We start from the raw sequence: 17,218 nt of genomic DNA, 5'->3' as shown, positions 1-17,218 counted from the left end.
TTTTAATTTAATGCAATGATTTTCAAAGTGTTTGTAATTTTGACTTATCCCTGAGATAGCTAATGGTTCTATCATAATTATTTCCGGGAATATTTGCTTTATCTAAAATGAAATTCAGTTGATAAGGATTTGATGTTATATAAATATATTGGTCATCCAGAATGCAATAGGTTATCATTTCCCAGTTGAATATAAATTCAGCTTTATAATTTTGAAATCTGAAATATGTTTCAGTAAATTCCCATAGTACATCTTTGGAATTTAGATTAAGATCCTTCGTTTCTTTATCTAATATTTGGCTGAAAGTCTTTTTGTGTTTCCGGTACGTTACAATATAGTTGATACACGAGAAAATATAAAACAAACCAAAACCAAGAAATAGGAATCCGAAAAAATCTTTGCGGAAGAGCATAAATGAAGCCAATATTGTGAAGAAAATTCCCCAGATAAGATTCCTGTTATTTTTAGATAAGTTTTTTTTCCAAATTCTTGCGAATTCATACTGATTAATTTGTTGTAGAATTTCTTCAGAATTAGGTGTGTTATAGCTAAGAGTTTCTTTCATTATTATGAGTCTTTGTACGAGATAAAAAAAGCGGGGCATTTACCCCGCTTTATATTTATGCTTTTAAATTCAATTTAATTTCAAGCTCATCGAGCTGTGCATCAGCAATGGACGCCGGTGCGTCTATCATCACATCACGTCCTGAGTTATTCTTAGGAAAGGCGATATAATCTCTGATCACCTCATTTCCGTCAAGGATAGCCACTAAACGGTCAAATCCGAATGCCAGGCCACCATGTGGAGGTGCTCCGTACTTGAATGCGTTCATCAGGAATCCAAACTGAGCTTCAGCTTCTTCTTTTGTGAACCCTAACAGATCAAACATTTTAGACTGTAAATCTCTGTCAAAAATTCTGATTGATCCACCCCCAATTTCATTTCCGTTCAATACCATGTCATAAGCATTGGCTCTTGCTTTACCAGGATCAGTTTCCAATAAGTGGATATCTTCCGGTTTTGGAGATGTGAAAGGATGGTGCATTGCATGGAATCTTTCAGTGTCTTCATCCCATTCCAATAGAGGGAAGTCAACCACCCAAAGAGGAGCAAATACATTTCCTTTTCTTAACCCTAAACGGTTTCCAAGCTCCATTCTTAAAGCAGAAAGCTGTGCTCTTACTTTATTTTCATTTCCGGAAAGGATTAACATTAAGTCCCCTTCCTTCGCCCCGAACTTTTCAATGATCTTTGCAAGGTCTTCCTCATTGTAGAATTTGTTCACGGATGAGGTCTTCACACCATCATTCTGGAATTTTGCCCATACCATTCCTGAGGCACCAACCTGTGGACGCTTTACCCAGTCTACAAGCTCATCAATCTGTTTTCTTGTATAGTCTGCACATCCTTCTACATTAATTCCCACAACCAGCTCAGCTTCATCAAATATTTTGAAATCTTTTCCTTTTACCAGCTCATTAAGCTCTACAAACTCCATCCCGAAACGGATGTCCGGTTTGTCGTTTCCATATTTTCTCATCGCATCTGCGAAAGTCATTCTTGGGAAATTTCCAAATTCCTGACCGGTAATATCTTTTATAAGAGTCTTAGTCATTCCTTCAAAAACATTCATTACGTCTTCCTGTTCTACGAAAGCCATTTCGCAGTCTATCTGTGTAAATTCCGGCTGTCTGTCTGCTCTTAAATCCTCGTCACGGAAACATTTTACAATCTGGAAATATTTATCCATTCCACCTACCATCAAAAGCTGTTTGAAAGTTTGTGGAGACTGTGGTAATGCATAAAACTGCCCCGGATTCATTCTGCTTGGAACCACAAAGTCTCTGGCTCCTTCCGGCGTAGATTTAATTAAAACGGGAGTTTCCACTTCAATAAAACCTTCATCAGATAAATAATTTCTTACTTTCTGTGCCATTTTGTGACGGAAGATCAGCTTTTCTTTTACAGGATTTCTTCTGATATCAAGGTAACGGTATTTCATTCTTAACTCTTCTCCACCATCTGTTTCATCTTCAATCGTAAAAGGCGGAAGTTGTGAATTATTAAGAACCGTCAGCGTTTCTACTAAAAGTTCAATTTCTCCTGTTGGAATATTGGGATTCTTACTTACCCTTTCAATGACTTTTCCGGAAACCTGAATTACAAATTCGCGGCCTAATTTCTTAGCTTCTTCCATTAATTGTGCTGAAGAGCGATCCTGGTCAAAAACCAGCTGAGTAATGCCGTAACGATCTCGAAGATCTATCCAAATCATAAATCCTTTATCACGGATAGTCTGTACCCATCCTGATAGTGTAACTTGTTCATTCAGATTTTTTAGAGATAGTTCTCCATTGGTGTGTGATCGAAACATAATTATTTGTTTAAAGTTCAATGTTTAAGGTTCCTATCCGAACCTTGTTTTTTTCGAGGGCAAAGATAAGGTTTTTACAGGTTTTATAAACAAAAAAACTTCCTTTCGGAAGTCTTGTATATTTTTAATGAATGTTAATTTTTTACTGCCCCATGCTCTATCAGGAGTTTGGCTGTTTCTTCAGTTTTTCCTATTTCTGCTAATTCCAGTGGAGTTTTGTCTTTACATTTCTTATTGATATTTACTTTATTGTCCAGTAGAAACTTGACAAGAGTTCTACTTCCATATAATGAACTGAATCCAAGTGGGCTATATGCTTCCTGGCCAATTGTAAAACACTTATTGTAATCTCCGGGAGCAAACTGTTTTTTAAATGCAGCTATATTATCAGAATTGATTGCTCTCATTTTCGCTTGGGAAAGTTGTTGTGCAGAAAGCATACCTGCAGATAATGATATTCCAAATAGAAAGAGTGTAGAGATTATTTTTTTCATAAGAACTATTTTTAAGAATATACAAATCTAACTAAATTTTATTATCAATTGCTAAGTTTTATTAATAATTATACTGTCTTATATAGCGTATTGATTAGAAAATAATAAAAATATTTATGTAAAAAAAACTTTCTTTATTGTCATCTGGAAATGTTGAATAAAAAGAAAACTTTCCCTATGCTAAGTCTTAATTGTTTTTGAATTGATATTTTTGTCAGGTAAACCCAAAATATAATGACAAAATATATCAATTTCATAAAAAAAGCCCTGAGCGGAGAAGAAGTAGACTATACTAAAGTAAGTATAAGAAATGCCGTGCTTTTTTTAGCGATACCTATGATGCTGGAAATGGCAATGGAATCTGTATTCGCTTTAGTTGATCTGTATTTTGTCGGACATTTGAAAGAGAGCGGTTTTGCCATTCAGACGGTAGGCCTTACAGAATCTGTACTTTCTGTAATGTATTCTATTGCTATCGGAATGAGTATGGCAGCAACAGCACTGGTGGCGAGACGAATTGGAGAAAAAAATCCGGAGCAGGCTTCCAGAAGTGCTGCACAGGTTTTATTGGTTTCATTTGTTATAACATTTGTTTTAAGCCTGCTAGGTGTTATCTATGCAGAAGAAATTTTAATCCTGATGGGCTCGAAACCTGAAGCAGCTGCTTATGGTAAAGACTTTACGAGAATTATGATGGGAAGCAGTACAGTCATTATGCTCTTGTTTTTAATTAACGGGATTTTCAGAGGGGCAGGAAATGCTATGATTGCCATGAAAAGTTTATGGATCGCCAATATAGCCAACATTATCCTTTGTCCTATTTTAATTAAGGGATTGGGGCCGGTTCCGGCAATGGGACTTACCGGAGCTGCATTGGCCACAACAATAGGGCGAAGTATTGGAGTACTGTACCAGCTGTATCATCTTTTGATTGCAGATACCCAGATCAGGATTAGGATGGATTATTTTAAACCGGATCTGGCTTCTATAAAATCTATTATAAAAATTGCAACACCCGGGATTTTTCAATTTGTGATTGCTTCATGCAGCTGGATTTTTCTTGCAGAGCTGGTAGCCACCACGGGAGGGGAAAATGCTTCCGCAGGCTATCAGACAGCACTAAGGCTGATGATGTTTTTTATGCTTCCGGCCTGGGGACTAAGTAATGCTGCTTCTACTTTGGTAGGGCAAAATATGGGAGCCAATGAAATGGTAAGAGCAGAGCAGGCGGTCATGAAAACGGTGAAGTATAATGTAATTTTCATGTTAGCCGTCAGCTTGATATTCCTTTTAATGGGTAATTTTTTGGTGAGTTTCTTTACTCAGGAAACCGAGATCATGGAATTTGCAAAGAATGCCCTTCACATTATGAGTATAGGATTTATTTTTTACGGAATAGGTATGGTGATGATCAATGCCTTTAATGGAGCCGGAGATACCTGGACACCCACATGGGTTAATCTTTTTGGATTCTGGCTGTTTCAGATTCCTTTGGCTTATTTTCTTGCCAAGCATTTTGGATTGGGACCAAAAGGAGTTTTTATTTCAATTCCGGCAGCGGAAACGCTTATTACCATTGTAGCCTTTATTTTATTTAGAAGAGGAAAATGGAAAAACGTTAAAGTATAATAAACATGAAGGAATATAGCTGGATTTTGGAATGAACGAAATCCGGTTTTATCAGTTTTTAACATTGTAACCGATTGGAATTTAATAGTATATTCCCTATATTCGTAGAACAACAAATATTTAATACTATGGGAAAAGGAGACAAAAAATCTAGAAGAGGTAAAATTAATTCAGGAAGTTATGGGAAAAAGAGACCTAGGAAAGCTTCAAGATCTATTGTAGCCTCTGAAGAAAAAGCTAAGAAATAGTATAAGTAAAAAAGACCGGAGAAATTAATCTCCGGTCTTTTTTTATAACAAATTAAACTAATTATTTTCCAAAAATATTTCCAAGAATACTTCCCAGGCCTCCTTGCTGTTGTTGGTTATTACCTCCGCCACCAAGTACACTTCCCAGTATATCATTCAATGGATTTCCTGATGATTGAGATTGTCCGCCATTCCCCAGTACGCTGCCAAGAATGTCATTTAAAGGACTTGATTGCTGAGTCTGCGCCTGGCTGGATGCATTTCCAAGAATTCCACCCAGAAGATCACCTAAACCTCCGGCACCTACATTGTTTTGTTGCTTTTGTTGGCCAATATATCCCATTACTACAGGAGCTAGCATTGCCAGGATTGGTCCCAGTTTGTCTATTGAAATTCCGGTATTTTGGGAAAGCTGATTTTCTACAGTACTTTTTTGTCCTCCAAAAATGTGATCAAGAATAGACCCACCTTCAGCCTGTCTTGCTTCAACTTGTGAGGCATCATCTAAAATACTTCCATTATGATCTTTATCAAGAGCATTGTTTAAAGCTTCCGCTTCCTTAGCATCCTGAGATTTATTTCTTAAATAAGAAATGATAAGAGGAGTGGCTACTGCCAATAAGGCGATGACCTGATTTTTGCTGATTCCAAATTTGTTTTCAGCCTGTTCAGCAACCTGGTTGCTGGTGTTCCCTGTAAGTAGGTCGATTAAGCTCATTTTTTGTGTTTGTTTAAAGTATTAACTATCTCAAAGTTATCAAAAAATATGGTTCATAAAATTTCTTAAGGTCATAATTATTGTTAAAGTTTTCTGATCTCTTTTTCAGTAAAACCTTTGCTTTTTAGAAGCTCAATATATATTTCGGCTTCTTCGGTCATCCAGAACATGATGTCGGGAGCTTTTCTCCGATCTATTGTGAATTCCAGAATCCCCACATTATTATTCATCCATGGAAACATATAATATTTCAGTCCGCCTTTATAGTTTTTATAGTTACCAAAATCCTGTCCTTTTTCAGTTGATGAAACAATCTGAAGAGCTACTACATAGAAAAGAGGAATGAAAAGACATACCCATGAAAGTTTTTTCACCCACGGATATTGTACCTGAGATAATCCATAGCCTATGGATAATGCAAAAATCATGTTGAAAGGGATAAAGAAAACGTAATTATCCGTGACAGCATAAAATGTTGCAAAACCATACACGCATAGCGACGCAGTAAAGAAAACAAAAAACATTTTCTTATTTGACCGGTATAAAAAATAGATCCCGGCAATACCGAAAAGTGCAAACACATTAAAATTATAAACGATGTAGACTACAGACTTGATGAGGTCCTGAAGGTATTCTATAAAAGTTTTTTTAAATGAATTGGAAAGCCAATCGCCACGTTCAGAAAAATAAGGTGAACTTAAAGATAGCCCCTGAGAAACATTCAGAACGGTAATGGAGCCGAAAATCAGTAAAAAAATCAATAAAGATGAATAAACATACTTACTTTCTTTTCTGAAATAATAGAGAAATAATATAAAAGCAGGAATAAGCAGGATATTCTGAATATGCACCCAAAGGCTGATAGCAAAAAAGAATCCCGCTAAAATGATGTGTACTTTCTTTTGCTCTATAAAACTTTTGACCAGGGAGAAAAAGAAAAGACTTAGCCACAGTGAATTATAGGTATACACCTCTACAATTTCTGCATTTTTCCAAAACGTAAAACTAAAACCAAAAATAAATGCCGCCGCAACAGAAGCCCATTCCAGTTTTGTAATACTTTTTACGGTAAGATAGATCACTGAAACAGTAAGTGCTCCTGAAGTAATAATTAAAAGCCGGCTGGCTTCTATAGCATTAAGCTCTGTAATATTCTTAATGAAAATAGCGGTATTGAGATAGAGAAAATGAGTGGTAGCCGTAGCCGTTGTCTCAAAATCACCCTGTTCTACAGGAAGAACAAAACCAATAGCATCAGCAAAAGGTATTCTCGTAAAACTGCCGAGATAGTAAATAAGTAAAAAAATGAAAAATATAAAACCTGCAGATAAATATTTATTCATGCTTAGTTCTTTACAATAGGGACATTAGAGCATGCTTCTCCGAACATCAGTGATTTTACAAGTGGTTTTAGCTGCTCTACCAGCTCGATATAGGCATTTTCCGGAATTTCTTTATCTGAGCATCCTTTTACTAAGACTCTTTTTCCTCTCATATCCTCAAAATCATAAGTCTGAATAGCATTGTGCATCAGAATTACTTCCAGGTCCTCACGGTTCCCGAAAACTATTTTTTTAGCAACATCTGTAATCCTGGCTGTCAATACAAAATAAGCCCAGAGAGGAATAATTGTATCTACAGAATTATAGATGTAAATATAAGCATCCTTGTATTCTTCAACATTGATGAGTTCTACTTTTTCACGGAAATCTTTTTCTTTCAGGATCATTTCCTGGAACAAAAAATCTTTAAGGTCAATGCCTTTTCTCTGTCCTTTTGGAACCAAAGTACTAAGGTCAAAATTGACAAGGCCGCTTTCCGCAACTTTATTTCGGATTTCAAATTCTTCTGACATTTTTATCATTATCTTTGAACAAATTTACAAATTAAGATCAATATATATTTTAATTTGTTCTCTATCCTTACCATAGAAACCGCCCATGATTCATAATGATCCGATAATGGAAGGGGTATCGTGAGGTATTAAAAAACAAATAATAAAGATTTCGGAAGAAATGAAATATTACATTATTGCAGGAGAAGCTTCCGGTGATCTGCATGGGAGCAATTTGATGAAAGCTTTAAAACAAAAAGATCCGAATGCGGAATTTCGGTTTTGGGGCGGAGATCTGATGGAAGCTCAGGGTGGAACACTGGTTAAACATTACCGTGATCTTGCTTTTATGGGTTTCCTGGAGGTGGTTATGAATTTAAGGACCATCCTGAATAATATTGCATTCTGCAAAGAAGATATCAGAAACAACAGACCGGATGTTTTAATATTGGTAGACTATCCAGGTTTCAATTTAAGAATTGCCAGATTTGCCAAGGAATTGGGAATCAAAGTGATCTATTATATTTCTCCACAACTTTGGGCCTGGAAGGAAGGTCGTGTAGAAACCATCAAAAAATATGTAGATGAAATGATGGTTATTCTTCCGTTTGAAGAGGGTTTTTACAGAAAACATGGTGTTCATTCCCATTTTGTAGGACATCCTTTGCTTGATGCTATTTCCGATCTTAAAGAAATCAGTACTGAACAGTTTAAGAGGGAAAACGGACTGAATGACAAAGAAATTATAGCCCTTCTACCGGGTTCCAGAAAACAGGAGGTGGAAAAAATGCTTGAAATAATGCTTTCAGTAAGGCCTCATTTCAAAAACTACCAGTTTGTGATCGCCGGAGCGCCAAGTCTTCCGAAAGAGTTTTATCAAAAATATGTGGATGACAATGTTCATTTTGTCTCTAACAGAACTTATGACGTATTGAGGTGTTCAAAAGCTGCTCTTGTAACTTCCGGAACGGCTACCCTGGAAACAGCCCTGCTGAATATTCCTGAAGTAGTCTGCTACCGGGGCAGTACAATTTCTTATGCCATCGCCAAAAGATTAGTGAAAAATATCAATTATATTTCTTTAGTCAACCTGATTATGGACAGGGAAGTGGTAAAAGAACTGATCCAAAATGACCTGAACACTAAAAATCTGGTGAACGAACTTACCAAAGTTTTAGAAGGAGAAAAAAGAGAGCAGGTCCTGAATGATTATAGTCTTTTAAGAGAAAAGCTGGGAGGTAAAGGAGCCAGTGACCATGCGGCTGAGGTGATTTTGAAAATCTGAAACTTCATATAACGAATTCTTTGAGAATTTAAATTACTTGTGAAAATGAATCATTTTAAAAACTTTTTCTTACTTTTTGTATGTACATTTTTGTTCTCAAAAAGCTTTGCTCAGGAGAATATTCCAAGAGATAAAGTTCAGATATTCTATTATGGCTGGTATGGAAATCAGGCAGCAGATGGTGGCCTTCAGCATTGGAACCATGAGATTATCCCTCATTGGAGTAACCCCAAATGGAATAATCTGGGACATTATAAAGGAGGTGATGATATTGGAGCCAATTTTTATCCTGCTTTAGGAAACTACAGCTCTAATGATGTCAAGATCATTGAGAAACATATGAAAATGATCAAAGAATCCGGTGCTGGTGTTGTGGTTATCAGTTGGTTGGGGAAGGATTCTTTTACCGATAAAAGTGTCTCAAAATATTTAGACATTGCAGATCGTTTTAATCTGAAAATAGCATTTCATATAGAGCCGTTTTATAAAACAATTACGGAGCTCAGAGATCAGCTTTCGTACCTTGTTGAAACCTATTCTCCCCATCATGCCTTTTATAAAAAAACCGGTAAACCGATGTTTTACGTTTATGACAGTTATAAAATAGCTCCGGAAGAATGGGCAAAGCTTCTTTCTAAGAATGGAGAAAAAACAGTACGTGATACGGATCTTGATGCTCTTTATATTGGGTTATGGGTAGAGGAAAAGGATGCTGCTTTTTTTGAAACTTCCGGATTTGATGGTTTTTATACTTACTTTGCGAGTGAAGGTTTTGTATATGGAAGCACTACTTCAAACTGGGATTTTCTTTCCAGATTTGCCAAAGACCATAAGCTGATTTTTATACCCTGTGTAGGACCGGGATATTCTGACACCAGAATAAGACCATGGAATGAAGCTAATTTTAAAAGCCGTGGAAATGGAAAATATTATGAAAATATGTTTGATGCTGCCATAAAAGTAAAGCCTGAGTTGATAGGAATTACATCTTTTAACGAGTGGCATGAAGGCACACAAATAGAACCTGCGATTCCTAAAAAGACCGGAAATTTCAAATATGAAGATTATGGTAAAGATCCATGGTTGTACATTAAGGAAACAAAGCGTTTAACGGATAAATTTTTAAAAGAAAAATAAAAAACTTTTTATATAAAGACGGTTTTATAGCAAAAAAACAAGCGCTCTGTTAATCTCTTTAATGAGATATAGAGCGTTTTTCAGTGATCACAGAGTTGATGTTCAATTGATTTAATTCCCTACTTTGGTAATACAATTGATTGAAAAATGTGAACAAACAGCCTCTTCTCATTGTAACATTATGTTTTATCCTTGGAATTCTTTTTCAGGATAATTTCCCGTTGGGAAGTATTGCAGTTTATTACGGCATTGTTCTTTGCGTTGGAATTTTAATTTCCCTGTTTTTTTATTCCTATTTTTTGAACAAATCTAAACCGGTTTTGCTGGGTTTGCTGTTTTTTGGACTGGGAATCATTTTTCATTTTTTCAATACCTTTTCTCCTGTTACAGAATTAACTGTCAGGGAAAAGGAAACCGTTATTTTCAATATTTCCCAGAAATTAAATACAACAGCGAAGTATAAAAAGTATGAAGGAGTAGCCATGGTGGGAAAAAACAGCTTCAATACCATTTTATATATTCCAAAAGACACTCACGAGCTTGATTTTAAACATTATTACAAAGCTGAAGCTTACCTGGCAAGAATAAAACCTCCGAAGTATGATTTTCAGTTCAATTACGCACGGTACCTCAAGCGGAAAAATATTGAATATCAGTGCTATCTTTCAAAAGGTATTTCTTCAGCTGAAAAAAAAGGCGTAAGTTTTTTTGATAGAGTAAAGCAACAGAGACTCGAGATCCTGCAAAGAATTGATAACACCGGAATGTCTGAGAAAGCAAAAACTTTTTTAAAAGGGATTATCCTTGCAGACCGCACAGAAATTGATGCCGGAACAGTTCGGGATTTCAACAGGTCCGGCCTGATTCATTTACTGGCTATTTCAGGAACTCATATTGTGGTGATCTTTGGGATGTTTTATTTTTTACAGGTCCGGTGTATACCTTTGCGTTTAAGAAGATATGCTATAATTTTCAGTTTGGTTTTTATCTGGCTTTTTGCAGGCTTTATAGGCTTTGGAAACTCTGTTTTACGGTCCTGTATGATGCTGACGATATATTTTATTTACGTTTTGCTTCAGAGAAAACCGGATCTGCTGCATGCTTTGGGGTTATCGGCATTTATTATTCTTGTTTTTGATACCCGGCAGTTTTTCGATATAGGATTTCAGCTTAGCTTTTTGGCTGTTTTAGGAATTTTTTGGTTAAATCAGCCTCTTTTGAATAGATTTCCAAAGCAGGATCAATATTGGAAAAAACTAATTTTTAATACGGTTACAATTTCTATTGCTGCACAGCTTGCCACACTTCCTTTGGTTTTATATTATTTTCATCAGTTTTCCCTTATTTCGGTCATTGCCAATTTTATTATTGTTCCTTTTTCGGAAGTCATTATTGTATTTTCATTTTTAATGACGGTTCTTATTGCTTTTAAGGTTGATTTTATGTTCATTAATACGGTGTATGACAATGGTATATTGCTGTTACTAAAGGTGATCCATTGGTTTGCAGAAGTAGATGTATTGTTTTTCGAAAATATACCTGTGAATTTGATGGAAGTAGTGTCAATGTTGGGAGTGGTATACTTGCTAAGAGCTGTGATTTTACATTGTAATTTTAAAAGTTTTATGAGGCTTTCAATGTCTGTTTTAGTCTTTTTCATAGTAAGAACGGGGAGCAATGTGTTTGAAAACCAGAGAGAAGAAGTGTTGTTTCACGATTTTAATACTAATAAAGTGTTTCTGGTGAAGAAAGGAAATAAGGCCTGTTTTTGGATTTCGGATGTATCTGATCAGGAAAAGATAATCCGATATTTTATCAATCCTTACTGTTCATCAAGGAGGATCGTACATTTTGAGATAAAAAGCTTGCCTCCATCTGTCAGGAAAATTGTTTTTCAGGATCATATTTATGAAATAAAATAGGATGGTGTCTTCATGTTTTCATTATGCTCTGTTTATCGTTGCGTGCTCTTATTTAGAAAGATTACAAACTGGTTATATGTGAGATTTCTCACTTTTCAATATTGTTAACATTCCTTAATTTTGTGGGAAATTCAAATTTAAACTTATATGGCAGGTTTAACGAGTTCTACGATAGGTAGAAAATATGCTATGGCATTATCAGCTATGTTTTTGCTGATTTTTCTTATACTGCATTTGACGACCAATTTGTTATCAGTTCTTAATAAGGACGCCTTTAACACGGCATCTGACTTTATGGGCTATAATCCTTTTGTGCAGTTCTTAATGCAGCCTATTCTTGGTTTTGCAGTAATTTTCCATTTTGCGATGGGGTTTGTACTGGAAATTAAGAATAATAAAGCGCGTCCGGTAAAGTACGCAGCAAACAATGCTTCTGTGAATTCTTCATGGATGTCCAGAAATATGATTATTTCCGGTGCTGTTATTTTAGCTTTCCTGGCGCTTCACTTGTATGATTTCTGGCTTCATGAAATTAATTACAAGTATGTGGAAGGAATAGCTCCTGATGCAGAACGTTTCTGGCCTGAACTTCATGAGAAGTTTGCTGACCTTTGGAGAGTGGCTCTGTATGTGATCTCTTTTGTACTATTAGGATTACACTTAGCTCACGGATTTCAGTCTTCATTCCAGTCTGTGGGAGCAAGACATCCAAAGTATACGCCGGTAATTAAAGCTTTCGGGAAATGGTATTCAATTCTTATTCCTGCAGGGTTTATTTTAGTGGCTGTTTTTCATTTTATAACTCAATAATATCAATATACTAGTATGAGTAAATTAGATTCAAGAATTCCAGCGGGTCCTCTTAAAGACAAATGGAAAAATCATAAAGACCATATGAACCTTGTTGCACCAAACAACAGAGATAAGATTGATATTATTGTTGTAGGTACAGGTTTGGCGGGAGGTTCCGCTGCTGCTACTTTAGCTGAGCAAGGGTACAATGTGAAAGCATTCTGCTATCAGGATTCTCCGAGGAGAGCGCACTCTATTGCGGCTCAGGGAGGGATCAATGCTGCTAAAAACTATCAGGGTGATGGTGACTCTACCTATAGATTGTTCTATGATACAATCAAAGGAGGTGACTATAGAGCAAGAGAAGCTAACGTTTACAGATTAGCTGAAGTTTCTGCCAATATTATTGACCAGTGTGTTTCTCAGGGAGTTCCTTTTGGTAGAGACTACGGTGGCCAGTTAGATAACCGTTCATTTGGTGGGGTTCAGGTAAAAAGAACCTTCTATGCAAAAGGACAGACGGGACAACAGTTGTTATTAGGTGCATATTCTGCAATGAGCCGTCAGATCGGTAAAGGAAGAATTAAAATGTACAACCGTCATGAAATGCTGGACCTTGTTATTGTTGACGGAAAAGCAAGAGGTATCATTGCAAGAAACCTGGTAACAGGTGAAGTTGAAAGACATTCTGCACACGCTGTAGTAATTGCTTCAGGAGGTTACGGAAACGTATATTTCCTTTCTACCAACGCTATGGGATCAAACGTTTCTGCAGCATGGAAGATCCACAAAAAAGGAGCTTACTTTGCAAACCCTTGTTATGTACAGATTCACCCGACTTGTATTCCTGTTCACGGAACACAGCAGTCTAAACTGACGTTGATGTCTGAATCATTAAGAAACTCCGGAAGAATCTGGGTTCCTAAAAAACTTGAAGATTCAGTAGCGATCAGAGAAGGTAAATTAAAACCTGAAAATATTAAAGAAGAAGATAGAGATTATTATTTGGAAAGAAGATACCCTGCATTCGGTAACCTTGTGCCTAGAGACGTTGCGTCAAGAGCGGCTAAGGAAAGATGTGATGCTGGTTTCGGAATCGAAAACAATGATACTAAAGAAGGTGTTTACCTGGATTTCTCCACAGAAATCATGAAGAAAGGTAAAGAAGCCGCTATCGAAAAACATATTCATAACCCAACTGACCAGCAGCTTTATGATTTGGGTAAAAGCTGGGTTGAGGAGAAATACGGTAACCTATTCGTAATGTATGAAAAGATTACGGCTGATGATCCTTACAAAACTCCAATGAAAATTTATCCGGCAGTTCACTATACAATGGGAGGTGTTTGGGTTGATTATAACCTTCAGTCTACCATTCCTGGATGTTTCGTAATCGGTGAAGCTAACTTCTCTGACCACGGAGCCAACAGACTGGGAGCTTCTGCTTTGATGCAGGGTCTTGCTGATGGATATTTCGTGCTTCCTTATACTATTGCAGATTATCTTTCTGCAGATATCAGAACAGGAGAAATCCCTACCAATTCAGGAGCATTTGATGAAGCTGAAAAGGGAATTAAAGAAAAAATTAATTTTTTCCTGAACAATAAAGGAACGCATTCAGTAGATCACTTCCATAAACAATTAGGACACATTATGTGGAATAAAGTAGGTATGGGAAGAACTCCTGAAGGATTAAGAGAAGCAATCAAAGAAATTGAAGAAGTAAGAAAAGACTTCTGGAAAAATGTAAAAGTTCCTGGTGAAGGAGAAGGGATGAACACTGAGCTTGAAAAGGCATTCAGAGTAGCAGACTTCCTTGAATTAGGACAATTAATGGCTATCGATGCACTACACAGAAATGAATCTTGTGGTGGACATTTCCGTGAGGATCACTCAACTCCAGATGGAGAAGCGGAAAGAGATGACGTAAATTACAAATACGTCGGAGCTTGGGAATATCAGGGAGAAGATATCAACGCGGAAGTGTTGCATAAAGAAGACCTGATATATGACAACATCGAGGTTAAAACTAGAAGTTACAAATAATCTCCAACCTATAAATAAAAAATTATGAGTGCAAAAAAAGGCTTACATCTTACGCTGAAAATTTGGAGACAAAAAAATAGTAAAACTAAAGGTCAGTTTGAGACCTATAAAATATCAGATGTTTCCACAGATTCTTCATTTCTGGAGATGCTGGACATCCTGAACGAAAATTTAATTAACGAAGGAAAAGAGCCGATCGCTTTTGACCACGACTGTCGTGAGGGGATCTGCGGAATGTGTTCTCTTTACATCAATGGTAGAGCACATGGCCCGGACACGGGGATCACTACCTGCCAGCTTCACATGAGAATGTTCAAAGATGGTGAGACCATCGTTATTGAACCGTGGAGAAGTGCTGCTTTCCCGGTTATTAAAGACTTAATGGTAGACAGAAGTGCATTTGACAGAGTAATGGCTGCAGGTGGTTTCGTTTCTGTAAACACTTCAGGAAATACATTGGATGCGAATGCTATTCCAGTTCCTAAAGAAGATGCAGACAGAGCTATGGATGCTGCTGCCTGTATCGGATGTGGAGCTTGCGTAGCAACTTGTAAAAACGGATCTGCAATGTTATTCGTGGGAGCTAAAGTCTCTCAGTTTGCTTTACTTCCTCAAGGTAGGGTAGAAGCGAAAAGAAGAGTGCTGAACATGGTGAAAGCTATGGATGAAGAAGGGTTCGGAAACTGTTCAAATACCGGAGCATGTGAAATAGAATGCCCTAAAGGTATTTCTCTTGAGAATATTGCAAGAATGAACAGAGAATATATGGCTGCTCTTGTAGACCAGGGATAGAATTGATTCAAATACATAAAAAGTCGTCTCCATCCGGGGACGACTTTTTTTATGCCGAATATTTCTGCTGTTAAAGTTTGTTAACTTATTAATATGCTTTGGTATTCTTTGTTTAATAAGTCTATATTTGGTGGGTAATAGAATTGCTTAATAAACAATTCTGAGACATTATAAAGAGATTGATTGTGCCTGAAACAGAATCTGAAAAGCCTGTTTTTATAGGGCGTAAGAAAATTTCTAAAAAAAATTATTAGTGTTAATTAAGAAGCCTTAAAAAGCGTATTTTTGTGTAAAATTTAAAAATTGAAATGAAAAAATATCTTTTATTGTTTATCATCGCGATTTTCGTGATGTCTTGTTCAAAAAAAGTAGAAGTAAAAGGGAAAATTACCGGTGGTGCTCCATTAGAGAGAATTGAATTTGTAGAAGCTTCAGGAGTAGGAACCCTACCTTTAATTAATATAGGTTTAGATAAAGACGGAAATTTTTCAGGAAGCTTCGAAGCTCCTAAAGATGGAATGTATGTTATTAATTATGCTAACAGACAAAACCTGATCTATCTTGAAGGTGGACAAAATGTAAATATCTCAGGAAATGGAATGACTTTCCCAAATGAATTTGTTATAACCGGAGATGCTAAAAAGAACAATGATTTTCTTCAGGCTACCCAAAAATTTTTAGGTGAGTATGGAAGTAAGCTAAACCTAAACCAATTAATGGCTGGTGATGAAGCTTCATTTTTGAAAGGAATCCATAAAGTAGAAGCTGATATCAACAAAAATGTAGATGACCTGGCTAAGAAAAATAATCCTAGTAAAGGACTTATCACCTGGAAGAAAAATGATATTAAAGTAACGATCCTTAATTTATTGGCTAATTACGAAATGTCACATGGTCCAATGGCTGGAAATATGTCATATAAAGCTTCAAAGGCTTTTAAAGACTATGAAGTAAAGCTAGAAGATGATAAAGAAGCAATGGTAAAAACAATACCGCTTTACAGACAGTATTTACTTGTAAAAATGACACCTGATTTCCAAAAGTATGCGGAAGCTAACAGTAAAGGAAAAACTGATATTACCACTTCAGAATTGTTTGCTCAGTATCTGAAGACTAAAAAGGATATCTCTCAGACTGCAAAAGATTACCTTTTAGCTTTTGTAATGGCTCAGACTGATATTCATCCGACGACTCCTGCCAAGAGAATCGATAAAATCAAAAAAATTATTGATTCAGATATTAAAGATGCTACCATTAAAAGTGATCTTCTTAAAATGCAGATGGCTATTACAGGACTTAAAATTGGAGATGCTGCTCCGGAAGCTCCTTTGGTAAAACAGGACGGAAAGTCTTATAATCTTTCTGAAAATAAAGGAAAACCTTATATGCTATTCTTTTATGCATCATGGAATCCTTACATCAGCGAAGCTACAGTGCCTGTACTGAAAGAAGTTGTAAATTTTTATAAATCTAAAATGAACTTTGTATTTGTGAATGTAGATGATACAAAAGATCAGTTTGTAAAAACCAGCAATTCTCTATTGAAAGGTATTCAGGGAGTAAATGTTTACGGAGAAAAAGGAATGGAATCTGAGATCGCTAAAAAATATGGCGTATACGGATTTAAGTTACCTTGTTTCGTAATCATAGACAAAGATGGTAAAATTGCCAGCAGATCTTTTGTTAACCTGGGAGAGCAGGAATTGGTAACTATTTTGGATAAATTGACAGGTCTTGCAGCGCCAAGAGTAGATCAGGCTCCACAGCAAATGCCACAAGGATTACAAGTGGATCCGTCTGCACAGCAACAGGCTCCGCAACCGGCAAATCCACAGCCAGCTCAGACGAAATAATAAACTTTAACATAGATGGAAACCTTATCTTCGGATAAGGTTTTTTTTTATTGTATTTTTGCAGAATTAAACCGGAAGTTTCTTTCGGCTGTA

General features: G+C 36.3%; 15 protein-coding genes. 9 read left to right on the top strand and 6 right to left on the bottom strand.

Features of this window, described 5'->3' with window-relative positions; genetic code table 11:
* Positions 1–22: 22 nt before the first annotated feature.
* The 3 genes from MP477_RS08010 to MP477_RS08000 form a co-directional block, all read right to left on the bottom strand.
* The gene (locus MP477_RS08010) at positions 23–565 is read right to left on the bottom strand and encodes a hypothetical protein (protein WP_257189936.1); all 543 of its coding nucleotides are present in this window, start codon (positions 563–565) and stop codon (positions 23–25) included.
* Positions 566–620: 55 nt separating this feature from the next.
* A complete protein-coding gene (gene aspS / locus MP477_RS08005) occupies positions 621–2,375 on the bottom strand; it encodes an aspartate--tRNA ligase (RefSeq protein WP_257189935.1) in 1,755 nt (584 codons plus the stop codon).
* A 134-nt stretch (positions 2,376–2,509) separates the two neighbouring features.
* Positions 2,510–2,869, bottom strand: a complete 360-nt coding sequence (locus MP477_RS08000) for an ankyrin repeat domain-containing protein (RefSeq protein WP_230037533.1) — start codon at positions 2,867–2,869, stop codon at positions 2,510–2,512.
* Positions 2,870–3,103: 234 nt separating this feature from the next.
* Here MP477_RS08000 and MP477_RS07995 point away from each other — a divergent pair, with 234 nt between their 5' ends.
* Together MP477_RS07995 and MP477_RS07990 are read left to right on the top strand one after the other, a co-directional pair.
* Positions 3,104–4,498, top strand: a complete 1,395-nt coding sequence (locus MP477_RS07995; protein ID WP_257189933.1) for an MATE family efflux transporter — start codon at positions 3,104–3,106, stop codon at positions 4,496–4,498.
* Between the two features lie 128 nt (positions 4,499–4,626).
* Complete coding sequence (locus MP477_RS07990) at positions 4,627–4,746, top strand: 30S ribosomal protein THX (RefSeq protein WP_230037537.1); 120 nt, start codon at positions 4,627–4,629, stop codon at positions 4,744–4,746.
* A 61-nt stretch (positions 4,747–4,807) separates the two neighbouring features.
* On the opposite strand, the gene MP477_RS07985 is transcribed toward MP477_RS07990, so the two are convergent.
* From MP477_RS07985 to MP477_RS07975, 3 genes are all read right to left on the bottom strand, one after another.
* Positions 4,808–5,464 (bottom strand): DUF937 domain-containing protein, encoded by a 657-nt coding sequence (locus tag MP477_RS07985; RefSeq protein ID WP_257189931.1) that lies wholly within the window; start codon positions 5,462–5,464, stop codon positions 4,808–4,810.
* A gap of 83 nt (positions 5,465–5,547) precedes the next feature.
* The gene (locus MP477_RS07980) at positions 5,548–6,807 is read right to left on the bottom strand and encodes a DUF2723 domain-containing protein (RefSeq protein ID WP_257189929.1); all 1,260 of its coding nucleotides are present in this window, start codon (positions 6,805–6,807) and stop codon (positions 5,548–5,550) included.
* Positions 6,808–6,809: 2 nt separating this feature from the next.
* Positions 6,810–7,319: a DUF2480 family protein gene (locus tag MP477_RS07975; protein ID WP_230037543.1), complete on the bottom strand. Its 510-nt coding sequence runs from the start codon at positions 7,317–7,319 to the stop codon at positions 6,810–6,812.
* Positions 7,320–7,479: 160 nt separating this feature from the next.
* Here MP477_RS07975 and lpxB point away from each other — a divergent pair, with 160 nt between their 5' ends.
* The 7 genes from lpxB to MP477_RS07940 all read left to right on the top strand — a co-directional run bounded on the left by lpxB (position 7,480) and on the right by MP477_RS07940 (position 17,125).
* Positions 7,480–8,583 carry a lipid-A-disaccharide synthase gene (gene lpxB / locus MP477_RS07970; RefSeq protein WP_257189927.1) on the top strand — a complete coding sequence of 368 codons (1,104 nt, stop codon included), beginning with the start codon at positions 7,480–7,482 and terminating at the stop codon, positions 8,581–8,583.
* A 45-nt stretch (positions 8,584–8,628) separates the two neighbouring features.
* Positions 8,629–9,720: a glycoside hydrolase family 99 protein gene (locus tag MP477_RS07965; RefSeq protein WP_257189926.1), complete on the top strand. Its 1,092-nt coding sequence runs from the start codon at positions 8,629–8,631 to the stop codon at positions 9,718–9,720.
* Between the two features lie 149 nt (positions 9,721–9,869).
* Positions 9,870–11,642: a ComEC/Rec2 family competence protein gene (locus MP477_RS07960; protein WP_257189924.1), complete on the top strand. Its 1,773-nt coding sequence runs from the start codon at positions 9,870–9,872 to the stop codon at positions 11,640–11,642.
* Between the two features lie 147 nt (positions 11,643–11,789).
* Positions 11,790–12,452 carry a succinate dehydrogenase cytochrome b subunit gene (locus MP477_RS07955; RefSeq protein ID WP_047488924.1) on the top strand — a complete coding sequence of 221 codons (663 nt, stop codon included), beginning with the start codon at positions 11,790–11,792 and terminating at the stop codon, positions 12,450–12,452.
* A gap of 15 nt (positions 12,453–12,467) precedes the next feature.
* Positions 12,468–14,480 carry a fumarate reductase/succinate dehydrogenase flavoprotein subunit gene (locus tag MP477_RS07950; protein ID WP_257189923.1) on the top strand — a complete coding sequence of 671 codons (2,013 nt, stop codon included), beginning with the start codon at positions 12,468–12,470 and terminating at the stop codon, positions 14,478–14,480.
* A gap of 24 nt (positions 14,481–14,504) precedes the next feature.
* Positions 14,505–15,272 (top strand): succinate dehydrogenase/fumarate reductase iron-sulfur subunit, encoded by a 768-nt coding sequence (locus MP477_RS07945; protein ID WP_047488931.1) that lies wholly within the window; start codon positions 14,505–14,507, stop codon positions 15,270–15,272.
* Between the two features lie 308 nt (positions 15,273–15,580).
* Entirely contained in the window at positions 15,581–17,125 is a 1,545-nt protein-coding gene (locus MP477_RS07940) for a TlpA disulfide reductase family protein (RefSeq protein WP_257189919.1), read from the top strand.
* Positions 17,126–17,218 lie beyond the last annotated feature (93 nt).

This window comes from Chryseobacterium sp. WG23, assembly GCF_024586575.1.
Classification (GTDB): Bacteria; Bacteroidota; Bacteroidia; order Flavobacteriales; family Weeksellaceae; genus Chryseobacterium.
Note: the sequence above shows the minus strand (reverse complement) of the source record. Positions and strands in the feature narration are given on the sequence as shown.